Source organism: Clostridium sp. LIBA-8841 (assembly GCF_057782475.1).
Genome location: NZ_CM173488.1, coordinates 1,102,628 through 1,126,602, shown reverse-complemented (window position 1 = coordinate 1,126,602; position 23,975 = coordinate 1,102,628). Strand labels below are relative to the sequence as shown.

Sequence of the window (23,975 nt, the reverse complement as noted above, 5' to 3'; positions counted from 1 at the left end):
AGTTAAGGGCTTAGATGATTTAATTTAGCTTCATGTATAAGATTAAACTCTCTATATAAACATATATAAAATTAAACTATCGATATAAAATAGTAGGTAATTTTCCACAAAAAATTATCTACTATTTTTTTATATCCACTATTTGAAAACCTAAAAGTAAATTGCTTCTTCACTGCTTGTAATATAAAGCATAACTGTAAAAATATTCTTGACAATATCATATAACGATATTACACTGATAGTAGAAATATCGATTAACGATATTATTCTTTATAAATGATTATAAAGGGGGGACCTTAGTGCCACGAAAGCAATTTCAAACCTTAACTGAACAAATGTACTATATACTACTCTCTCTACTTCAAGAAAGATGTGGAGTTGATATTATGAATTCAGTACAGGAAATTTCTAATGGACATATTAAACTGGGACCTGGAACACTATACACTCTTCTTAGTAAATTTGAGAAAGAAAAAATAATTATTGAGACCTCAATAGAAGGAAGAAAACGAAGTTACATTATTAGTGATTATGGCAAAGAAGTTTTGCATGCTGAATACAAAAGATTAAATACTTTAGTTAAAGATGGAGAATTGTTTATTCAGGGGGAAAACTATGATAAATAAAGATAAGAAAAGTAAAACTTTTGTATTCTCAACCTATGAATGTACTGCCATTGAAGAATATCTAGAAGAAATGGCACGTGAAGGTTGGTTCTTAGAATCCATAAGTGAATCTAGATTTAAGTTTAATAAGATTAAACCTAAAAATCTAAAATATTCAGTAGAACCTGTTTATCAAGTATCTACATTAGATACTCCAGATTCAAATACAGCTCTTGAATACAGAGAATACTGTGAAGCTACTGGGTGGAAATATATATGTGAAAAAGGAAAATTACAAATATTCTACTCTGAAGAAAACTCTGATTTACTACCAATTCACACAGATCAAAATGAAAAGTTTAAATCTGTTTTCAAATCATCCTTATTTGAAATATCACTTAAATTATTGCTTATATTGCTTTTATCTTTTAATATATATAATTCAGTTTTCAATGGTAATATATCATATATTTTAACATCCAATCTTAGCCTATTGTCAGTAGTCTTACTATTCATATTAATTGTAATGAATACTGTTGAAGTTATATCATTTATTAACTGGAGCATAAAAGCAAAAATAGCAATAAACAATGGGTTCCCTATTCCTTATAATACACTTAAGCAATTTAAAAGAAAAAATGTAATAACTAAAATAATTAATATAAGTATGGTGTTTTTCTTTTTAATTATTTTGCTTATAGACAAAAGTAACTTTTTAGATACCTCTACATCAATACTATTAGCTCTATTGATGATTCTTACAATATTTATAGTAGATAGATTAACTAGAAAATTTCTACAAAAAGCTAAGTATTCAAAAAAAACCAATATTCTTATAAGGTCTGGAAGTATTATTTTATCTTTTTTCTTAGTTATTTTCGTTACATTAAATACTGTTATGGGAATAGCAGGTGATGGCTTTATAGGTGAGAATGATATATCCGAAACTAACTTACCTTTAACATTAAGTGATTTCAAACTATCTAACAGTAAATCTAATGATTTATATATAAATGAAGATAGCAGTATCATAGCAAAAGAAATCTATTACTCTGATTATATAGGTGATAATCATTTAAATTATTCATTATTTGAAAGTGATTATGGTTTTGTAATATCTGCTATGGAAAAATCATCAGTTAAGTTTGAAACTAGATTTGAAAAAAAAGATAATCCTAACTTTGTTATTAAAGAACCTGTAATAATAGATGGCATAAAAATATACTCATTGGATAATAATATAAAATCATTTATTTTTGTTTCAAATAATAAGATTCTTAATATTAACAACTCTCTTGAAAATGTTAGTAATGAAGAGTTTGTAAAAATAATTCTTAAAAATATATTTAATAAAAATATAAACATATCTAATAGTTAAATATTATAAATAATAAAGAGAGTAACTGATTTTGTTTTTACATAAAATCAGTTATTCTCTTTTTATCTTGACTCTAATAAATAACTTTACAAACTTATAAATTTCATATTTTTCTTTTTAAGTTAACATTACCTCTTTTGAAGTTTTATTATTAGGTTATGTTTCAAATTAGTGCTGATTTTTAGATAGAACTATAATACTATATAAAAATCAACACTCAACTAAACATAGTCTATTATTAAAATTCACTATATTATTATACCTTCAAAGTGATCCACTTCATGCTGAATAATCTGTGCAGTAAATCCTGTAAATGTTTCTTTGTGCTTCTTGAAATTTCTATCAAAATATTCTACTTCTATTATTTCATATCTAGTAGTTTTTCTGAAACCAGTTAAAGATAAGCAACTCTCTTCAGTCTCATAACTTTTCTCTTTCTTTAATATAACTGGATTAACCATAGGGACTATAATATTTCCTACACTAAATACAAGTATGCGTTTTTTTACTCCTATCATATTAGCAGCCATACCAACACAACATTCTAAATTTGCTCTTAAAGTATCTATTAAATCATCAATAACCTCTATATCAGCTTGAGTGGCAGGTTCTGATTTTTGCCCTAAAAATAATACATCTCTAACAACTGGTCTTATCATATTTATTCCAACCTTTCTAATTTTCTTTACCTAACAATCTTAATCATATAAAGCTTCATTTCTTATTAAGATCATATCCCTTAAAATTATACTCCATCATAAATAATTTCAAAACAATTTTACTTAAAAATGCATATCTATTAATTTAAATCATCTTTTTTATTTTTAGGTTCTGCTTTAGGTAAAGGTTGATTTTAGCTAGCCCTTCAGACCTACTTAATTTCGCCGAGAGTTTCTATTAAGATGCTCTTACAGTTCTATCTAAAATCAACACTTGTTTAAAACACAGCCTATTTTTATGGACCTATAGAGATTATTTAGAGCTTCTGCATATCCTACGTACTATTAAAGTGGAATTTAGAAAGCATTCCATATGAAACAAAACACAAATACACATCCCCATGCATTATTAGTTTGTCCTTTTACTATAAGCATCCCATAAATAGCTATGGATGTAGTGATTATTTCAACAATACCCCAAAATGATATGCTTAATGGATGAAATAAAATACATATTATAGCACAAACAATGGCGCCAACATTAAACCATTTATTTTTAGATGGATATCTACTGTTCAATTTATCACTAATAACAACATAATTAAATCCTTCAAAAAATCCCCATACTATAATAATTAATATCATTCCTAAAATATTCATTGGAATACTACTCTTTAATACATCATTGGTAAGAATAATGCTGAATGGTCCATAACCTTTATATTGCCCTGATAAAAAAATATATATTAAGTATGGCACAAAACATATAATTGAATATAAAATAGTTTTAATTGTATTTCTTTTCACTAATCCAAAGTCAGAAAATCTTTCCTTTCTAAAAATACATACTACTGTAATTCCTAATCCAGCAATACCAAATTGAACACCTGCATTAAGTAACAAACGTAAAATAATAGAGTTGTTAGAATTTTTTATATACTCCATCATCTGATTTCCAAACACCATATATAATAAAAATGCACCCATTGTTATTAATGCGATAATCCATATATCAGTATCAAGCTTCTTTTGTTCTAAAGTTAAGTTTTTATTACCCATATTACACTTCCATTACAAATAACTAATCTTATTTATATACTTAATTTTTTCAAATATGTTATTTTATCTATGTAGATTTATAAATAATTTAAAGAATTTAAAAATCACTTTAATAAGTATTCTTGTTAATGTAAAATATTATAAAATACATAAATAAAAAATTTTTAAGTTAATTTTAAATTAAGCTATTATATAAAATTTGGAGGATATATTATGAAATATGAAGTTATAATATTTGATGCAGACGAAACCTTATTTGATTTTAAAAAATCTGAAAGAGAAGCTTTTAAAAACACAATGCTTAAATTTGATATAAAATATGATGAAAATTATCATTTGAAAATATATAAAGAAATAAATACTGGCATATGGAAAGAGTTTGAGCAAGGACTTATTACACAAGAAAAATTAAAGATAGAAAGATTTAAAAGATTATCAGATAAGTTAAATATAAAATTTGATGAAATTAATTTTGCTAAATCATATATGGAGCATTTAGCTGATGCATCATTTTTATTTGATGATAGTATAGATCTTATAGAAAATCTAAATAAATCTTATAAACTCTCAATAGTAACTAATGGTCTTACTTCTGTTCAAGATAAGAGAATCAGAAAATCTACTATAGCAAAATATTTTGATACCATAGTAATATCTGAAGAAATACTAATAGCAAAGCCTGATCCTAAAATATTTGAACATACATTAAAACATATGAATTTCTCTGATAAGAGTAAAGTTTTAATGGTAGGAGATAGCCTAACTTCTGATATTCAAGGTGGAATAAACTTTGGTGTAGATACTTGTTGGTACAATCCTAATAAAATAAAAAATGAAACTTCAATCAAACCTACTTATGAAATTTCTAGCTTTGATGAACTAAAATCTTTACTACTTAATTCATAAATAATAGCAAAAAGGTATAGAATTAAATCTAAATCTATACCTTTTAAATATTTATAAAGACTTATTTATTTATGATATGATTATTTTTACATTACCATACGTAGCTTGATTTCTTTATATACAAAATCATTTTGAATTATACTTCTTTTATTGAATTCTCATAATAAAAGAATATTTATTAATCCTATTGACTAACTCCTTAATTTTCTATATCTATTTTACCCTTTTCTACTTTTTCCATATTTTTAGTTGCAGTAGAAAGCATAAGCTTTATTCTGTTTAATTGGTTTACTTCACTGGCACCAGGATCATAATCTATTGGAGTAATATTTAAATAAGGATGTCTTCTTTTAATTTCTCTAATCATGCCTTTTCCATTCACATGGTTTGGTAAACATGCAAAAGGCTGTATACAAATCATGTTACTAACTCCAGACTTCAACAACTCAATAATCTCTGCGGTTAATAACCATCCCTCTCCAGCTTGATTACCAATAGATAAGATATCATCAGTTTCTTTAGCTAATTTTTCAATTCTTTGTGGTATCATGAATTTTTTACTATTACTTAGTGCCTTTCTCATTTGTTCTACATAAAATTCTATGTATTTAGTAGCCAATCTACCACCTAATAAGCTTTTTAAGTTTCCGCCTAGCTTCTCATATTCAAATTTCTGATTATAAGCACAATATAATAGAAAATATACTAAATCTGGTATTATTACTTCTGCTCCTTCTTCCTCTAGTATTTCTATAATATTGTTATTAGCTAAACTGTTATACTTTAAGAAAATTTCTCCCACTACTGCTACCTTTGGCTTAATTACGTTTTTCATTTCCAAGCTATCAAATTCATTTACCATTTCATTTGTAATATTTTTAAACTTCTTAAAGCTTCCACTAGCTATACTATTTTTACATATACCCAACCATTTTAAATAAAGTAAATTTGTTGAATTTTTTATTTTTTCATAAGGCCGTACTCTATTTGTCATGTTTAAAAGCATATCGCCATAAGCTAATGCCATTAATGCTCTATTAATCAATGGCAATGTTATTTTAAACCCTGGATTCTTCTCTATTCCTTGAACACTTAAAGATATAACTGGTATTTTTTCATATCCTGAATCTTTTAATGCTTTTCTTATAAGAGCAATATAGTTGGATGCTCTACAAGTGCCTCCTGTTTGAGAAATCACTACAGAAGTATTGTTTAAATCATACTCCCCAGACTTAAGTGCATTTATAATTTGACCTACTATTACAATGGCAGGATAGCAAGTATCATTATTTACATACTTTAATCCTTCTTCTATTGTCTGTCGATTAACTGTAGGTAATACCTTTAAATTATATCCTGAGCTTTTCAAAGCGGCTTCTAGCAATTCAAAATGTATTGGAGAAAATTGTGGGCAAAGTATTGTATGCTTTTCTCTCATTTCTTTTGTAAATATAATTTTATCATAGGGTTTGGTGATTTTTGAATTTGAATTGGAAACTCTCAACTTATTTATATCATCCATAGCAGCTTTAAGAGAACGTACTCTGATTCTAGCTGCCCCTAAATTATTAACTTCATCTATTTTTAGTAGTGTGTATATTTTACCACAGCCCTCTAATATTTCTTGTACTTGATCTGTAGCAATTGCATCTAATCCACATCCAAAAGAGTTTAATTGGATTAACTCTAAGTTTTCTCTAGTCCCTACAAACTGTGCTGACCTATATGCTCTTGAATGATAAGTCCATTGATCCAGTACTCTTAATGGTCTTGAAAGTTCTACTAAATCTGCTACAGAGTCCTCTGTAAACACCGCTAATCCTTCTTGTGATATCATATCTGCTATACCATGATTTATTTCTAAATCTAAATGATATGGTCTGCCACTTAACACAATCCCTTTTCCACCATTTTTATCTAAGTCTTCTAGAATTTCTAACGCTTTATTTTTTATATCTTTTTTAACATTGTTAACTTCTTCATAAGCTTTATCAACTGCAATGTTTATTTCCTTTTGACTTATATTAAATTCCTTTAATTCATCATATAAGTTCTTTTTCATTGACTTTATATCATTAAAATTCAAAAATGGATCTTTATATATCATGTCTTTGCTTCTCAAAAAGCTAATATTATTTTTAACAACCTCTGGATAAGAATTTACTATGGCACAATTATAGTGATTATCTGCACTTTTACCTTCTAGTCTCTCATAAGAAACGCATGGATAAAATATAAAATTCAAGCCTTTCTTTATAAGACTTGCTATATGTCCATGAGCAATTTTAGCAGGATAACAAAGAGACTCTGATGATATAGTATCAATACCTTCATTGTAAATTTTCTTTGTAGAATTTGGAGATAATACTACTCTAAAACCTAGTTCTGTAAAAAAAGTGTACCAAAAAGGATAGTTTTCATACATATTTAAAACTCTCGGTAGGCCTACTTCTCCTCTTGTTGCTTCTTCTATTGAAAGAGGTGTATATCCAAAAATTCTTTTATATTTATAATCAAATAAATTTGCTGCTTTTTTTGTATTTTTAGTACCTCTTACCCCTCTTTCGCATCTATTCCCTGAAATAAATTTTCTACCATCAGAAAATTTATTTACAGTAAGTAAACAATTATTGCTACATAATCCACAATGCCTAAATTCATTTGACACTCCAAATTTTTCAAGATCAGATTCCCCTAAAATATTAGAAATCTCATTTTCATTATGATTGTCCTTTGCAATAAGAGCAGCTCCGAATGCTCCCATGAGGCCAGCAATATCAGGTCTTACAGCTTCCTTGCCAGTAACTTTCTCAAAGGCTCTTAAAACAGCTTCATTATAGAAAGTTCCTCCTTGAACTATAATTTTTTCTCCAAGATCTTCAGGTTTTCTTATCTTTATAACTTTATAAAGAGCATTTTTAATTACAGAATAAGATAACCCAGAAGATATAGATCCAATATCAGCACCTTCCTTTTGAACTTGCTTAACCTTAGAATTCATAAATACAGTGCATCTTGACCCTAAATCCACTGGACTTTTTGATAATAATCCTTCTTTTGCAAACTCTTCAATGTTCATGTTTAAAGATTGTGCAAACACATCAAGAAAAGAACCACAACCTGATGAACAAGCTTCATTTAATTGAATAGAGTTTATTACTCCATCTTTTATCTTTATGCACTTCATATCTTGACCACCTATATCAAGAATAAAGTCCACATCTTTTAAAAAATGTTTTGCTGCTCTATAATGTGCAATGGTTTCAACTTCTCCAATATCAATATTTAAAGCTGACTTTATAAGAGCCTCTCCATACCCAGTAACAGTAGCTTTAGCAATTTTTATTTTTCCATTAATTTTACTATATATATCTTTTAATATGTTTATAGTAATTTGCATAGGATTACCCTTATTGCTACCATAAAAAGAATATAATATAGCCCCTTCATTATCTATTAATATAGCTTTAGTAGTTGTTGAACCTGCATCTATCCCTAAAAAAGCATCTCCCTCATATGTAGTTATATCCCTTGTCTTTGCTTTGTAACTGTAATGCCTTTGTCTAAATCTTTGTAATTCCTGTTCATTTTCAAATAATGGCTCTAATGTATCTGAAGTAGATATATTGTTATCTAAACTTTCAATAGCTTTTAACAATTGTTCAAAATTTATAATTTTCTCTTTTTTGGATTCAATAGCTGCACCAATAGCTACAAATAATTGAGGGTCTTTTGGAAATAATATTTCCTCCGGCTTTAATTTTAAGGTATCAATAAACCTTTTTCTAAGCTCTGATAAAAAGTATAAAGGACCTCCCAAAAATGCAACCTTTCCCTTTATTGGCTTTCCGCAAGCAAGCCCACTTATAGTCTGGTTTACAACAGCCTGAAATATAGATGCTGCTATATCTTCCTTGGTAGCTCCTTCATTTATAAGAGATTGAATATCTGTTTTTGCAAAAACTCCACACCTTGCAGCAATTGGATAAATTATCTTATAATTTTTAGCTAATTCATTTAATCCTTTAGCATCTGTTTCAAGTAATGTAGCCATCTGGTCTATAAAAGCGCCTGTACCACCAGCACAAACTCCATTCATACGTTGTTCTAGACTACCTTCAAAATATGTTATTTTTGCATCTTCTCCACCTAGCTCTATTACTACATCAGCATTATTTATAAAAACTTCAACAGCTTCTGTACAAGCAATAACCTCTTGAATAAAAGATAACCCTAAAACCTTTGACAGCGATAATCCACTAGATCCTGTTATCATTGCTTTAATGTCATAATCTTTATATTTTTTAAAAACTTCTTTTATAAATGAAGCTGTAGTCTCCTTTATATTAGAATAATGTCTTTCATACTTACTATAAATAATATTGTCATTAGTATCTAACAATACAAGCTTAATAGTAGTTGATCCTATATCAACTCCTAAATGTAATACTTCTTTCATAAACTTCTCACCCTAACATAAATTATTAATATAATTAAAATGATGTTTAATATTTAAACACTATTTTATAGTTCTGCCCTTTTCAAGGCATAATATACCTATTTTGGGTATAAAAAAAGAGAGGTCATAAATATTTAATTACATCTTACGCTTTAGACTACTAAGATTGTCTAACTTAGTAAATATTATAAATTAAACCGATATGATTGTAATTCAACAATGCAAGCCATAGCTATTGGTTTTATTATTTCTGTAATTTTAAATAAGTCATAAATTATTAGTGAGCAACAATAATATATGATAAAAAAATCTATGAATTAACAAAAGAAGAAGTAGAATATATGTTGTAGAAAGAGTCTAACAAAGGATTAATAAAAGAACAAGTGAATAAATCGCTTAGATAATTTAATCATAATTGCAATTTTCCATATAATCAAACTGCAATTTCGTATTAAAAATTATATAAAAACTTCATAAATACATCAAATTAAGGTTTAATATTAAAACGTATAAAATATTTATTTTTTTATATAATATTCGTTATATCATTCTATTTATTAATGTAAAACTTGCATTTTTTTAATCAAACGAAAGATTTCCATCAATTATTTTTATACCAACTTAATTTTTTTTAATTTTAATTTATAAATACATATATTAAATTAATTTTTTTAAAAAATATAAAGCTAATTTTATTTTTTTGTGATATACTATATCCTATAAAATGAAATTTTCATTATTCATTTCTTGCATATATTTAATTCAGCAAAATTTTAAACAAATGACTTTTAAGTTATAAACTACTCAAGGGGGCTATTAAACAAATGAAAAAATTAGGACTAGCATTTCAAATTATACTTGGACTTGTACTAGGTATTATAGTAGGAGCTGTTTTTTATGGTAATCCAGTTGTTACTTCATATTTACAGCCATTTGGAGATATTTTTATAAGATTAATTAAAATGATTGTCATACCTATCGTCTTTTCATCACTTGTTGTTGGTGTTGCTGGCGTTGGAGATGTTAAAAAATTAGGGAAAATCGGCGGAAAAACAATACTTTACTTTGAGATTGTAACTACATTCGCTATTATAATAGGTTTAGTCGTAGCTAATTTATTTCACCCAGGAGACGGAGTAAACATTAGTACTCTTGCAACTACTAATATTGATAAATATATGAGTACAGCAGAAGCTGCATCTAACCATGGATTTATGGATACATTTATAAATATTGTTCCAACTAATATTTTTGAATCTCTTGCAAAGGGAGATTTACTTCCTATTATTTTCTTTTCAGTTATGTTTGGATTAGGTGTAGCTGCAATTGGAGAAAAAGGAAAACCTGTCCTTGCAATATGTCAAGGTATAGCTGATTCAATGTTTTGGATGACTAATCAAATTATGAAGCTTGCACCACTTGGCGTATTTGGATTAATAGGTGTAACAGTTTCTAAATTTGGATTAGCTTCATTAATTCCTTTAGGAAAGTTAATAATTACTGTTTATGGTGCCATGTTCTTCTTTGTATTTTTTGTTCTTGGCTTTATTGCAAAAATGGCTGGAACAAGCATTATATCACTTATAAAACTTTTAAAAGATGAACTTATTTTAGCTTATACTACAGCAAGTTCTGAAGCAGTTTTACCAAAACTTATGGAAAAGATGGAGAGGTTTGGCTGTCCTAAGGCAATTACATCTTTTGTTATTCCAACAGGATATTCATTTAACTTAGATGGATCTACTTTATATCAATCTATTGCAGCACTTTTTATTGCTCAAATATATGGAATTCACTTACCACTTTCTGCTCAAATTAATTTAGTGCTTGTGTTAATGCTTACTTCAAAAGGCATGGCTGGAGTTCCTGGTGCATCTTTTGTAGTACTTTTAGCAACTGTTGGTTCTTTAGGAATTCCAGTAGCAGGAGTTGCGTTTATTGCTGGTATAGATCGTATTGTTGATATGGCTAGAACGCTTGTCAATGTACTTGGAAACTCATTAGCTGTTGTTGTTATATCTAAATGGGAAAAGGAATTTAACGCTGAAGAAGGACAAAAATATATTAAATCAGTTAGTGAAATAGCGTAATTTAAATTTACTGAATTATGATTTTATTTAATTACAAAATAGCCTTAGGCAAGTTATATCAATGCCTAAGGCTATTTTTTCTTATTCACTTATGGTACAGTTCTCTGTAAAAGTTGTCATACCTGATAAAGGGAATGTTAATGTAACTTTAGTTCCTTTACTAATCTCAGAGTCAATACTTATTTTCAATCCCAATTTAGAACAAAGCTTTTTACATATGTATAAACCCATTCCTGTACTTTTACTAAATCTTCTTCCATTCTCACCAGTAAATCCTTTGTCAAAAACTCTATTTATATCTTTATCTACTATTCCTACTCCGTTATCTTCTATAGTTAACATTACTGAATTGCTTGTCTTAGTTGCATAGATACTTATTTCAGGTTCTCTATTACTTGAATACTTTATAGAGTTTGCTATTATTTGATTTAGTATAAACTCAACCCATTTTCCATCACTATATACAACTTCATTAATATCTTTTATATCTATTTTTATTTTCTTATAAATAAAATCTCTATAATTTCTTTTAACTACATTTCTTACTAAGTCATCAAGATTAACTTTTTTTATAATATAATCCTTACTAACATTGTTGCTTCTAGAATAATAAAGTACTTGATCTACAAAACCCTCAACTCTATGAATTTGAAAATCAATTTTATTAGTCACTTCATTTTCATTATTTGCAATTATTAGTTTTGAAGAGGCTATTGGTGTCTTAATTTCATGTACCCATGTTTCTATATATTCTCTATAATCTTCCTGCATCTCTTTATGATATTTTACATTTTCATGCATGTCACGACTTATTTCTCTAAGTATATAGTTTACTTTTTCAGCATGAATAAAATTTGCTTTCTTTATTATCTCTGGGAGTAGATATTTTTTATCCAAGTTTTCTAATACACTATTAATTTCATCATAATAACTTTTACTTTTAATAAATTCTAAAACCACATAAGAAATTAATGGTAAAAACCAAATACAAAATACAAATATAATTATAATGAAATTAACATCTATAGTAATCAAAAATCCTAATAATACAATAAACATTAATATGTTAACTATTAGCACACTTATTTTATCTTTAATAAATTCTCCTATATTCATGGCATTATATATCCTAACCCTCTTCTTGTTTCTATTGGGTTTTCTATACCTATTCCTTCAAGTTTCTTTCTTAGTCTATTAACATTAACTGTTAATGTGCTCTCATCAACAAAATAATTTGATTTCCATAAGTATTCCATAAGGGAATCTCTCTTCACTATGTTTCCCTTATTATTTATTAAATAAGAAAGAATCTTTAGTTCATTTTTAGTCACTTCTACATATTTATCTTCATATTCAACAGTTGCATTTAAAAGATTTAGTTTAAAATTTCTATAACTTAATACACTATTAGTCTTTAAATTTCCATACACTCTTCTTAATATATTATTTATTCTGGATAATAATATTTCTAAATTATAAGGCTTTGTAACAAAATCATCTGCTCCTAAATTCATACTAATTAATTCATCAACTTCACTGTCTCTACTTGTAACTATTATAATTGGAACATCTGAAGTTTTGCGTATTTCTCTACATATGTAATAACCATCAAAAATAGGAAGGTTTATATCTAATAATATAAGGTTTGATTCTTCGTTTTTAATATATTCTATTATATTATTAAACTCTTTAGGAGCTTTTACTTCATATCCATACTTCTTTAAAAACTCTTTTAACTCTTCTCTTATAGCTTCATCATCTTCAATAATAATAATTTTCCTCATAATATTTCTCCATTCTAAAAATAAAATGGGCTGTATCAAAATAACTTTTAATAAAACTTACAAACAATTCTTAGTCAAATCTAGTAATTCTCGTAGTATGTTTGTAAGTTTTATTATTAGGTTTTAGTACAGTCCATTACTAACCAATATAAATTTAAATATTATTTTTCACTATATTTATATATGCTAGATATGTTGTATAAAAATATCCTACATAAACTACAATAAATATTAGAGTTGTCATTAGAGCTGAAAATCTAATATCTATTGGATTAAGGCTACTAATATCCTTATTAACTACCAAAATACCAATAACTGAATGAATTAATGCAAGAATCACTGGTAGGCTAAAATATATGAGCATTTGAATAAAAATTGTCTTATCTATCATATTTTCTGTTGCACCAATTCTTTTTAATGATTTATATCTTTCTATACTATCACTAGCGTCTGATAATTGTTGAATAGCTAACACAGCCATACTAGTTATTAAAAATATTAACCCTAAGTATATTCCAACAAATAATATTGATGTTGTCTTTCTCATATTCAAATCATAAATATTGTCCTTTGAATAGGCATATACATTAGGAAGATTTAAGCTTTCATACTTGCCATGTAAAACGTTATAATCTATTTGGCTATATTTTTTATTGTTTTCTTCTCTATTGTTATCTGAATACATAACATTAAGTACAGATCTATGAATTTCTTTATAATTACTTAAAAAGTTATCGCTTATAACCACAGTTAAAAACTTATGTGGCATAAAAAAAGTTTCAAGGTTTCCTTCTATTACTTTATCATCTTTAACTAAATACTCTTTTCCCTCAATATCAACTTTATTGCTATTCTTTAATCTTTCATCAACTGAATTAATCAGCTCATTATAGTTTGAAATAAGTAAAACCTCATCCTTATCTAAACTCATTTCTTTTTCATCTCTAAGCTTTAACATTTTATTATAATCAGATATCTTAATAAAAGACACTCCAATATCACTAAAATCTTTATCCTTAGTCATTAATAAATTACTTATACTTATACCTAAATCATATTCATTGTAAGCTACATATTCTTCATTTTCACTTGTTTTAAAATTAATTTTATTTAATACCTCTTCTAAGTTTTCTTTTTCACCATTATTTGATACAACTATACTAGCATCAAAGGGTGTTTCTTTATCAATTCTTTCTTCACTTTCTTTTTTAATATTTATCCCTGTTGATAATGTTAGTATAGTAATAAATAACATTAAACATATAAGAGACATTGATATAAAATTGGTATTAATCTTACTATTTATTTGTTTTACTAGGAATATATTTAACCCTTTAAAATATACTTTTTTATTTTTATTTACTATATATAGTATAACACCAGCTAAACTAAAGAAAAATGCTACTGTTCCTATTATTAAAAGGAGAATTGATAACTTAAACATTGGATCTCTTGAATCAAATCCTATCTTTAATATGGATGAATATGAAAACCCAAGTGATACTATCGATAAAACAAATGATAGTAAATATATAGCTGAACTTTTTAATTTTATATTTTCATTTTTTCTACCTACTGTTAATAAATCAATTATTTCATATTTAGAAATAACAAATATATTAAAAATCATAACAAGGGAAAACATTATTCCAAAATATGCTATGGTCTTAACTATTGCATTTATTGAAATAGAAAACATGTATTCATCAATGCCAATATGAAATAACTTTAATGAAAAAATAGATAAGGCTTGTGACATTACTATTCCTAATATAAGGCCAGCAATTAAAGATATAGCTCCTACCATAAAGGTCTCTATTACTAAAATCAGAGATATTTTTCTTTTTCCCATTCCTAAAGTCATGTATATTCCTAATTCTTTTTTACGTCTTTTTATTAAAAAATTATTTGCATATAATATTAAACACCCTAATATTATGGATACTAATATTGATACAGCAGACATAATTTCAGTTAATTTAGATATGTAACTTGCTCCTGAAGATTTTATATCAATAAGTGCCTTTTGTGAATCTATAGCATTAAAACTATAAAACATACAAACGCCTAATATTAATGTTAAGAAATATATAGTATAATCCTTATAACTCTTTTTTATGTTTGCGAAAGCTATCTTAAAATACATTGTTATCATCACCTCCAAGAAGTGATACGACCTCTATAATTTTATTAAAAAATTCTTTTCTACTATCTGTTCCTCTTACTAATTCACTAAAAATTTTTCCATCCTTAATAAAAAATATTCTATGGGCATAGCTTGCTGTAAAGGAATCATGGGTAACCATAAGTATTGTAGTATTTAATTCCTTATTTAAGCATTCAAATTTTTCAAGTAATAATCTTGCTGCCTTTGAATCTAATGCTCCTGTTGGTTCATCAGCCAATACTAAAGATGGACTAGTTACTATGGCTCTTGCTGATGCAACTCTCTGCTTTTCTCCACCTGACATTTCATAAGGATATTTTTCTAAGACTTTTTCAATTTCTAAATATTTAGCTACGGATCTTATTTCCCCATCTATTTCAGAACTTTTTTCTCCCTTTATTGTTAGTGCTAAAGCAATATTCTCATAAGCTGTAAGTGTATCTAATAGATTATAATCTTGAAATATAAATCCTAATTCATTTTTTCTAATATTCTCTAGTTCTTTTGAACTTAACCTAGTAATTTCCTTATTATTTATAATTATTTTTCCTGTAGTAACTTTATCAATAGTTGCCATACAATTAAGCAATGTAGTCTTACCACTCCCTGATGGTCCCATTATTCCAATGAATTCTCCCATATCCACATTAAAACTGATATTATCTATTGCCTTTGTTACATTACCTTTACTCCCATAATACTTCTCAATTTTTTCTACACTCAATATGTTTCTCATCTATAAATCCCCCTTTTAAGTTAGCTAGTGTTCTCCACCTCATGTAACTTATTTTATAGGATTAGATATACTTCCTCAATGAAACTACATTTCATTAATATGACATTTTTGTTATATTCGCATAAGTAATAAAATTTCAATATTAAACATAATTAACCTATCCACTAAAATTGTAGAGAGGTTACTCTTTTCCCTAAAAGCTTTCTTAATAACTCTAATCTCTGTTTTTATATTACACTAAAACAAAATATTGTGGTCTATAATAAGGAGTAATAAAATAAAAAAACAGACATATTATAATGTCTGTTTTTAATTCTATTTCTTATTTATATAATAATTAGAATCAATAAATTATTATTTAAATTATAAAACGTTATAATGATGATAGTAAGTAATATACTTATTATTTAATTAATTATCTAAGAATTTAATCAAGATTATAAGCTAGAATCAAAGTATTGGAATTACTTAAGTTCTTTTATATTTTTATACTTCAAAAATGTTTTTAAATATGGATCATCTTCTCCAACTCCTTTTGAAGATAATTGTATTTCAGTTTCTATATTAGATATAATCTGTCTAATTTCCTCAGCTTTAATTTCAAACCTCGATTTCATTCTAGCATACTCATTTCTACTAATTTCTTCACATTTCCAATCCATATATAGATTATCTGTAACACAAATAATTTTTTCTAATTCCTTGACTTTGGACACCTTACAAGTATCTTTTTTTGAAAAAAGCAGCCAACCATAAAAGATTAACTGCTTTGTAAATGTAGGTATGAAATTGAAAAAATTTAACGCAATGCTTTTAATGGACATTCTTTAACACATTCATAGCACAAGATACATTCCGTAGCATTTACCCTTTTTCGTGACTCCTTATTCACTTCGACATTCATAGGACATACTTTCAAACATTTTCCACAATGAATACATTTATCTTCATCGCAATGAACACGAATAATAGAATAATAACTCATCGGTTTTAAAAATACTGTAACAGGACATATATATTTGCAAAAAGCACGATTATCTTTAAAAGCAAAGGCAATGGATATTCCTACTATGTAATATAGAAGATTACCGCCTATGAAAAGCAAGAATATTATATTCTCTAAATTAGCAATTCTCATTAAAAACAGTCCTATTATCAAAACTAAAGATAAAGCAAATATAATATACCGAATAAATCCCAATTTTTTTCTTGCACTCTTAGGCTGTTTATAGGGTAATAAGTCTAAAATCATCACAGTCCAACAAGCATATCCACACCAACCCCTACCGAAAATCAAAGGACCGAATATTTTTGCAACAGCATAATGTATGGTAGCCGCTTCAAAAACTCCAAGAAATAAATAATACCAAAAACCCTCTATCTGCATATTTTCTTGTTGAATTACCCCAAGATAAATAAGCATATAAAAGCCCACAGCAAATTGAACAAATCGTCTTGCATACTTTTTTTCATTTACGAATAGTACAAGACCAACAGCAATACACGCTCCTATATATGTAAAATTTAACATATAAAACAAATTATCCATAGTAATCCATAATGTTACTGCCAGCATTTCAAATATAAAAAATAAAATAACTGATGCTATATATTTCTTCATTCAATCCCCCAATTCTAAACTCATGTCTACGTTTTTGTTACATTCACATTATAACATTGTAAAAATATTACAACAATGAAAAACAGCATATCTACATTTCTTTTGTTTATACTTTCTACTAAAGCATATTTTCCCTTTATCCTCTTAATTACCTGCACAAGAAAGAAAAATCCTTGTCAAGAACTTGCCACCAACTGTTGTGCGTAGCACATTCTTGATTAGTCTTTTTCTGTTCTTGTATTTTATTTCAGGGGATAAATCACTTCGTACTAAAGTTAAAGCAAATAATCTAACTACATAAATATACATTTTTTATTTCACTAAAAAGTCATCTGTATATACAAATGACTTTTTAATGTGATTATAGATTTTATTTTTTTATTATCTATACATTTATGGTTCATTTGGTCCTAACAATCCATATATTGAATTTTTCTATACTTTTTTAATTTCTAAATATTTAGCTACTGATCTTATTTTCTCATCTATAAATCTCCCTTTTTAGTTGAATCTTCTACTTTATTTCCATACAATACTTTACTTGGATTTATAAATATTAATATAATTGCTACTAAAAAATATAATATCGAATAATATTTTATAAGTTCTATTACTTCTAATGTAGTTATTCCTATAAAAAAATTAAATAATTGATGTATAATAATTTGAATCAATAAATTATTATTTAAATTATAAAATGCTGCCATAATGACACTAATTGATATAATTGCAATCATAAAAAATATGATATATTTTATTAAATTTGTTCCCGTATAACCTACTGTAAACCATATTGGTAAATGCCACATTCCCCACCAAAATCCTATTATTAAAGATGCCTTCAAGGGTGAATGTTTTTTTTGAAGCTCATTTTGAGCAAATCCTCTCCAACCTAATTCTTCTCCTAATGGTCCTGCAAATAAATTCTTTAAAAAATAATATCCTAACATTCCAAAAGATGATATTGTAAAATCCCACTTTATTAAAACACTTCTAGAAGACACCATAAATATAGTCAAGATAGCTATTAATGTTTGCATAATAATAATTAATATAACTATTCTCAATTTTATCTTAATTCTAAATTTGCTTTTTACATAATCTACAAAATTCTTTCTTGAATAAATCCTTTTAAATAATATTATAAATGCAAATGTTGATGACCAAGATGCTATGCACAACATAGCATCAGATATTATTGTTGGTAATCCTAACATCATAGTTAATCCTACTAATAAAAAAAGTGGTAAAAAAATTATATTAGTCAATATAATAAATCTAGGCACCGTTCCCTTTAAACTCTGCTTTATTCCCATAAATAACCCCTCATCTCAAATCAATATTTAGTAACTATAATATAATTACAGTTGCTTATAAAATGAGTTTAAACCTATGGGTAAGTCCTAGGTCAATAATTTTCTATATTATTATTTTATCGGTGCATGTACCTCTAAAAAAACACGCTCAATTCCTTCTTCATAAGTAGTAAGTAGTATGTTAACATAAACTATTCCTAATGGCTCATATCCATTTTCTATTGCAAATTCTCTTAAACTAGCTTCTACCTTATTGTCTATATTTTCTCCACCAGTTGACCATCTTCCATCTTCTATAATAGTATAAATACATTTAGGGTAATAAATAACTTCTTCTCTTCTTTCTATATCACATTCTTCTACTCTTCTTACAATTATGAATCTATCTTCTATTACACCTTTTTCATCAAAACTTATAACTCTTCTCAAAGATTCCAATGTTACTGCCTTTTTTAAGTTATCTACATTATTTTTTAAAATTTCATATTCATCATAGCTAGTAATATACTTTATTTCTCCTTTTATTTCTATAGGTGCCATTTCCTTTATTGTATATACTCCATGATATTTCCTAATATTTTCACAATCTTCTTTTACTAATCTAATCTTTTTTAAAAGAAGCTTTTTGTATTCTATTTCTTCTAATATTACTTGTTCTTTTTCTTCTAATAACAACTCTAAATCCTCAATACTTTTACTTTTTCTTATCTCTTGAATTTTTTTAATCTCAATATCTATTTCCCTATAAAAATTTATAGTTGTAATATCATATATATCAAATTGATTATACTCTCTATATCCATTATCATTATTTTGCTTAGGCTTTACTAACCCCTTTTCCTCATAAAATTTCAATGTATCTCTAGATACACCTAAAAAATTAGCTATTTGTCCAATCGTATACATATTAATATCTCCCTAATATTTTAATCTTTATCTCTCTATAACATTTATTCAAAATCACTGGTTTTCCTTTTAAATAACAATAATTTATTTAATCTTTTTTTCTTTGTTAACATTTATTATGACAACTACTCTTAAAAAATAATAATATATATACTTCTGTAATTGAGTACTTAAATAAGAAAATAGGAAAAAACCTTAAAAGTGATATTTAAAAAATTAGAATGCTTATTAGGGCAAGAATTAGATTGGATTATTGCAAATACTTGTGCTTATCCAGTAAATGAAAGAATTAATAAGTTACTATGTAATTAATTTGATGTAGCAATTTAATTTTGGTATAATATTCTAAAAAACTAGGAGGAAAGTAAAATGTTTGAAAAAAATGCATATGAAGAAGATATAAAATCATTTGAAAAGATACTTTCTACACAAGCAGATAAGTTATTATCTACTGAAGATTTAGCTGTTGTTTATATTGGTCGATCAACATGTCCATACTGCCGTAAGTTTGCTAAAAAATTAAGTGGATTAGCTAATAAAATTAACACAACTATTTATTATGTAAGTAGTGATAATTTTTCAGATAATGAACTTAGCTCATTTAGAGAGAAATATAATATTGTAACTGTACCAGGATTTATTGTTAATAAAAATGGAGAAATAACAGTTCGTTGTGATTCCTCAACTCCAGAAGAGGAAATATTAGATATGTTAAAATAAATAATCGAATAGGAGCTAAATAATTATTTATATGTTTTTTTACTTATAAAAATAGTCTTAGACAAATTATATCAATATCTAAGGCTATTTTTCATGTTCCTTTATAATAGGTTACCCCTATGGAAGGCAAAGGCGTACCTTTCTATTAACTTAAGTCTGTTATTACAAATGCTTCTGATCTCTTTTGTAATTAAAACCTTTAGTCTATATATATTTAAGTGCGTACTTTCATTTTTTCTTTTCAAGTCTATCCTCATTTACAAGTATTTTATTTAAGGCTATAATTAGTTCAATATTAAAAGGATTACTTTCGCCATCCCTAAAAAACATGCTATGCAAATTAAATCTCTTTATTATTAACATCATTAAATACGATTCCAGCTTTTTTTATTGCAATAGTTTGAACTTCACTCACTATTAAACTATGCTCTAGCATTTCATAACATTTATCTAAATCATTTTTCTTAATAATATCTATAAATTCAATAAACTCATTAACCATACGATGCTCATAATTATTTACATTAATTAAAGAACTAGTTCCATCATTCATTAACAATTTGAAACTCTTACAAACATTAGCTGGTGAATCTTGATATATACATCCATTATCCCCTTGAATATTATTTGCAATTGGCGCTTTACAGTCCTTTGCTCCAATACAAACACATTTAAACTTTTTATAGTCTAATATCAATATTCCAGATGTATCTATACCTCTTTCCATATTAGGATAGTATTCAACATTATTTGGCTTTCCAAATAATCCAACTACATAATGAATATTATAAATATTCAAATCCATTAATGCTCCACCAGAAAAGTTTGGATCAAAGGCTGGTAGTACAACACCTTCTTTAAAACTATCGTATCTACTAGAATATTGTGAATAATTACACTGAACTATTTTTATTTCACCTAATTTTGGAAGTAACTCTTTGATTTTTTTATAATTAGGTAAGTATTGATTTGTAATAGCTTCAAAAATAAATAACTTTTTTTCTCTAGCTAATTTATTTAATATTAATGCTTCTTCATAATTTGATGTCATTGGTTTTTCAATAATAACATTTTTATTAGCTTCTAATGCTTTTCTAGAAAATTCAAAATGAAGGTTATTGGGTAATGCAATATATACAGTATCAATATCACTACTTAGCAATTCATCATAATCATAAAATACATCCATAATACCATATCTATTCTTAAGTTCATTTAGATTATCCTTATTGCTTTCTCTACCATAAATTGCTGTTAATTCTAAATCTTCTAACTTTGGTACAATAGTTAAAAAATCCTTAACAATCATTCCTGCTCCAATAATAGCCAGTTTCATTATTAGTCCTCCTATCAATTGATAATTTTATCCTTCTTCAATACTATTATATTTAATATGTCTCTTTGTCTTCGATTCAAATCAATTGTTATCTCCTATTATACTATTTTTAATAAAAAAATCAGCTTATTATGGATATACAGATAGGTTTTATATTTATGAAAGTTTAAAAACAACTTTCATTTTAAATCAAATTTCCAGCTATCTCAGAATTTTTTAAATAAGCTTCTATAGGAGCACTTCTATATCCTGCAACTTTTAGCCAAGATGTTAGCCATGTTAAAAACATCAGAATACTATTCTCTGATTTTGTGAATTCATATATTTCAAATATATCCTGATAACTTTTTCCTGGGTTATCAGACATTACTCTTTGGTTTAGTTGGCTTCCTTCTTGACCAAACTGTGACATCTTTCTATAAGATCCACCAGTTACTATCATTGAATTTGGTACAACAATAAAATCTGGTTGTTCTTCTATTGAAATATCTTTTAATGCTTCAAGTATGTTACTTTTTATTGTTTCAGGTGAACTTCCATCCTGTCCCCATATAATAAATAATGAATCTTTAACTCTAGGTATTTATGAAATTGATTGATAATATCTCCTTATTTGCTTAAATTTTCTACATTTTGCTATTGTATCCTTTAATTCTGTATCTGTAAGTTTTGATCTAACATCTATCATTGCATACACAGATTCAGCTAACCAAACCTTATTTTTACTATCTAAAAATAGCGGAGAATTAAACATATAATCTACAATAAGCAATTCTTCTTGGTTTGAAAACTCACCATCCATAGAAAGTGTATAACCTAAATCTACTTTAAAAGCATTAGGTATATTATCAGTTAAAAAATTTCCTACTGATTCTCTATTTTCATCGGCTGATAATCTATTTGTGCTAGAACTGATTCCCATATCATTTGCTCTTTTATTAAGTTTATTTGCTACTAATTCATAGTATTTAGTTATTGCCATATATAACTCCTATTAATTTAAAATTTATCTTAATTATATTCATTCTCTTAAAAATTTTCTTTAGTACTACTATTCATACAAATTTATTCCTTATCTAATTTATATTTTCTATTAACATTAATAGCTCATAGATATTAAACTTTCTATTTCCTAGTATAGTCACTTCCATTTCTTCATGAGGATATATTGTTGATTCAAAACTAACACCAGGGTCTCCACCATTTATATAATATTTATAAACACCATCATCTCTTTTTACTATCCAGATACCATACCCGTAATATACATCGTTATCAACATATACTTGTGGAGTTAATAATTCATTAGTAATGTCCTTATTTAATAACTTATAGTTCAATAATCCATCCCATAGCTTACTTATATCATTAGCTGTTACAAAAACTCCACCATCTCCTCCTCCAATTATGGGGATTAAAAATATATTAGTTTTTAACATTCCTTCACTGTTTTCTTCGTATCCGTAAGCACAGTTTTTAGGCAACATATCCATACTAAAATATCCACTTGAATTCATTCCTAAAACATCAAAAATATATTCTTTTACAAAATCAATGAATTTCATTCCACTTACTTTTTCAACTATATAGGCTAAAATTACATATCCTCCGTTATTATATTGATACTTTTCACCTGGTTTAAATATACTTTTTTGCATTATCATAAGAGGAAGAAAATCTTTTGGTTCTTTCAACATATACATAGGAGTAATTATTTCAGTAAAATCTTCATAAAAATAATCTGGTAACCCTGAAGTGTGAGTTAATAAATGTTTTACTGTTACATTTTCATCAAAATTATCACAATCTATATACTCTTTTAACAATGAATCAAATTTAAGTTTTCCTTGTTCAACTAACTTGCATATAGAAATTGCTGTTAACAACTTAGCTCCTGATGCTATTCCAAACCTTGTATCAATATTATTAAGCCTCTCATTTGCAATATCCGAAAAACCATAAGCCTTTTTGTAAATTATCCCTTTAGATTTACTTATTTTAATAACACCAGAAAATTCCTTCATACTCTTAATTTTATTTTCAACTAACTCAATTATCATGTTGTTTTTCATACTATCATCACCTTTCAACAGTTAACTTAATAATAAAGATAATATTTTTTATTTGTATAAATATTTATACAAAAATAAAAAACCATCTGTTGCCAAATGATTTTTAGACGTACACAAATAAAATATACTATAATTTTAAATTAAGCATATCCATGATATAA

At 26.5% G+C, this 23,975-nt stretch carries 20 protein-coding genes; 5 read left to right on the top strand and 15 right to left on the bottom strand.

All coding sequences use genetic code 11. The annotated features are described in order from the left end of the window. Positions 1 to 299: 299 nt before the first annotated feature. Together AC2A4K_RS04805 and AC2A4K_RS04800 are read left to right on the top strand one after the other, a co-directional pair. Complete coding sequence (locus AC2A4K_RS04805) at positions 300 to 626, top strand: PadR family transcriptional regulator (protein ID WP_322504103.1); 327 nt, start codon at positions 300 to 302, stop codon at positions 624 to 626. Continuing rightward, positions 616 to 1,983: a DUF2812 domain-containing protein gene (locus AC2A4K_RS04800; protein WP_322504104.1), complete on the top strand. Its 1,368-nt coding sequence runs from the start codon at positions 616 to 618 to the stop codon at positions 1,981 to 1,983. Before AC2A4K_RS04805 ends, AC2A4K_RS04800 begins: the two co-directional genes overlap by 11 nt. Before the next feature lie 248 nt (positions 1,984 to 2,231). Here AC2A4K_RS04800 and AC2A4K_RS04795 read toward each other — a convergent pair whose 3' ends face one another. Next, complete coding sequence (locus tag AC2A4K_RS04795) at positions 2,232 to 2,642, bottom strand: peptide deformylase (protein WP_322504105.1); 411 nt, start codon at positions 2,640 to 2,642, stop codon at positions 2,232 to 2,234. Positions 2,643 to 2,999: 357 nt separating this feature from the next. Then, positions 3,000 to 3,701, bottom strand: a complete 702-nt coding sequence (locus tag AC2A4K_RS04790) for a hypothetical protein (protein WP_322504106.1) — start codon at positions 3,699 to 3,701, stop codon at positions 3,000 to 3,002. Positions 3,702 to 3,914: 213 nt separating this feature from the next. Here AC2A4K_RS04790 and AC2A4K_RS04785 point away from each other — a divergent pair, with 213 nt between their 5' ends. Beyond that, positions 3,915 to 4,607 (top strand): YjjG family noncanonical pyrimidine nucleotidase, encoded by a 693-nt coding sequence (locus AC2A4K_RS04785; protein ID WP_322504107.1) that lies wholly within the window; start codon positions 3,915 to 3,917, stop codon positions 4,605 to 4,607. A gap of 199 nt (positions 4,608 to 4,806) precedes the next feature. Here the strand turns inward: AC2A4K_RS04785 and AC2A4K_RS04780 are convergent, their stop codons facing one another. Next, the gene (locus tag AC2A4K_RS04780) at positions 4,807 to 9,066 is read right to left on the bottom strand and encodes an acyl-CoA dehydratase activase-related protein (RefSeq protein WP_322504108.1); all 4,260 of its coding nucleotides are present in this window, start codon (positions 9,064 to 9,066) and stop codon (positions 4,807 to 4,809) included. An 824-nt stretch (positions 9,067 to 9,890) separates the two neighbouring features. On the opposite strand from AC2A4K_RS04780, the gene AC2A4K_RS04775 reads away from it, so the two are divergent. Beyond that, entirely contained in the window at positions 9,891 to 11,156 is a 1,266-nt protein-coding gene (locus tag AC2A4K_RS04775; protein WP_322504109.1) for a cation:dicarboxylate symporter family transporter, read from the top strand. 81 nt (positions 11,157 to 11,237) lie between these two features. On the opposite strand, the gene AC2A4K_RS04770 is transcribed toward AC2A4K_RS04775, so the two are convergent. From AC2A4K_RS04770 to AC2A4K_RS04735, 8 genes are all read right to left on the bottom strand, one after another. Beyond that, complete coding sequence (locus tag AC2A4K_RS04770) at positions 11,238 to 12,272, bottom strand: sensor histidine kinase (protein WP_322504110.1); 1,035 nt, start codon at positions 12,270 to 12,272, stop codon at positions 11,238 to 11,240. Beyond that, positions 12,269 to 12,940 (bottom strand): response regulator transcription factor, encoded by a 672-nt coding sequence (locus tag AC2A4K_RS04765; RefSeq protein ID WP_322504111.1) that lies wholly within the window; start codon positions 12,938 to 12,940, stop codon positions 12,269 to 12,271. Before AC2A4K_RS04765 ends, AC2A4K_RS04770 begins: the two co-directional genes overlap by 4 nt. Before the next feature lie 154 nt (positions 12,941 to 13,094). Then, positions 13,095 to 15,086 carry an ABC transporter permease gene (locus AC2A4K_RS04760; protein ID WP_322504112.1) on the bottom strand — a complete coding sequence of 664 codons (1,992 nt, stop codon included), beginning with the start codon at positions 15,084 to 15,086 and terminating at the stop codon, positions 13,095 to 13,097. After that, positions 15,076 to 15,843 (bottom strand): ABC transporter ATP-binding protein, encoded by a 768-nt coding sequence (locus tag AC2A4K_RS04755; protein ID WP_322504113.1) that lies wholly within the window; start codon positions 15,841 to 15,843, stop codon positions 15,076 to 15,078. The genes AC2A4K_RS04760 and AC2A4K_RS04755 overlap by 11 nt, the downstream gene beginning before the upstream one ends. Before the next feature lie 464 nt (positions 15,844 to 16,307). After that, entirely contained in the window at positions 16,308 to 16,505 is a 198-nt protein-coding gene (locus AC2A4K_RS04750; RefSeq protein WP_488458840.1) for a hypothetical protein, read from the bottom strand. A 137-nt stretch (positions 16,506 to 16,642) separates the two neighbouring features. Beyond that, positions 16,643 to 17,464 (bottom strand): 4Fe-4S binding protein, encoded by an 822-nt coding sequence (locus AC2A4K_RS04745; protein WP_322504115.1) that lies wholly within the window; start codon positions 17,462 to 17,464, stop codon positions 16,643 to 16,645. A gap of 485 nt (positions 17,465 to 17,949) precedes the next feature. Continuing rightward, positions 17,950 to 18,780: a CPBP family intramembrane glutamic endopeptidase gene (locus tag AC2A4K_RS04740; RefSeq protein ID WP_322504116.1), complete on the bottom strand. Its 831-nt coding sequence runs from the start codon at positions 18,778 to 18,780 to the stop codon at positions 17,950 to 17,952. A gap of 111 nt (positions 18,781 to 18,891) precedes the next feature. Continuing rightward, positions 18,892 to 19,686 (bottom strand): MerR family transcriptional regulator, encoded by a 795-nt coding sequence (locus AC2A4K_RS04735; protein ID WP_322504117.1) that lies wholly within the window; start codon positions 19,684 to 19,686, stop codon positions 18,892 to 18,894. 369 nt (positions 19,687 to 20,055) lie between these two features. On the opposite strand from AC2A4K_RS04735, the gene AC2A4K_RS04730 reads away from it, so the two are divergent. Further along, the gene (locus tag AC2A4K_RS04730) at positions 20,056 to 20,406 is read left to right on the top strand and encodes a DUF6568 family protein (protein WP_322504118.1); all 351 of its coding nucleotides are present in this window, start codon (positions 20,056 to 20,058) and stop codon (positions 20,404 to 20,406) included. A gap of 340 nt (positions 20,407 to 20,746) precedes the next feature. On the opposite strand, the gene AC2A4K_RS04725 is transcribed toward AC2A4K_RS04730, so the two are convergent. From AC2A4K_RS04725 to AC2A4K_RS04710, 4 genes are all read right to left on the bottom strand, one after another. Next, positions 20,747 to 21,742 (bottom strand): Gfo/Idh/MocA family protein, encoded by a 996-nt coding sequence (locus tag AC2A4K_RS04725; protein ID WP_322504119.1) that lies wholly within the window; start codon positions 21,740 to 21,742, stop codon positions 20,747 to 20,749. A gap of 184 nt (positions 21,743 to 21,926) precedes the next feature. Further along, complete coding sequence (locus tag AC2A4K_RS04720) at positions 21,927 to 22,154, bottom strand: hypothetical protein (protein ID WP_322504120.1); 228 nt, start codon at positions 22,152 to 22,154, stop codon at positions 21,927 to 21,929. Positions 22,155 to 22,325: 171 nt separating this feature from the next. Continuing rightward, positions 22,326 to 22,724: a DUF6602 domain-containing protein gene (locus tag AC2A4K_RS04715; RefSeq protein ID WP_322504121.1), complete on the bottom strand. Its 399-nt coding sequence runs from the start codon at positions 22,722 to 22,724 to the stop codon at positions 22,326 to 22,328. Positions 22,725 to 22,818: 94 nt separating this feature from the next. Next, positions 22,819 to 23,814 (bottom strand): serine hydrolase domain-containing protein, encoded by a 996-nt coding sequence (locus AC2A4K_RS04710; protein WP_322504122.1) that lies wholly within the window; start codon positions 23,812 to 23,814, stop codon positions 22,819 to 22,821. Between the last annotated feature and the right edge of the window lie 161 nt (positions 23,815 to 23,975).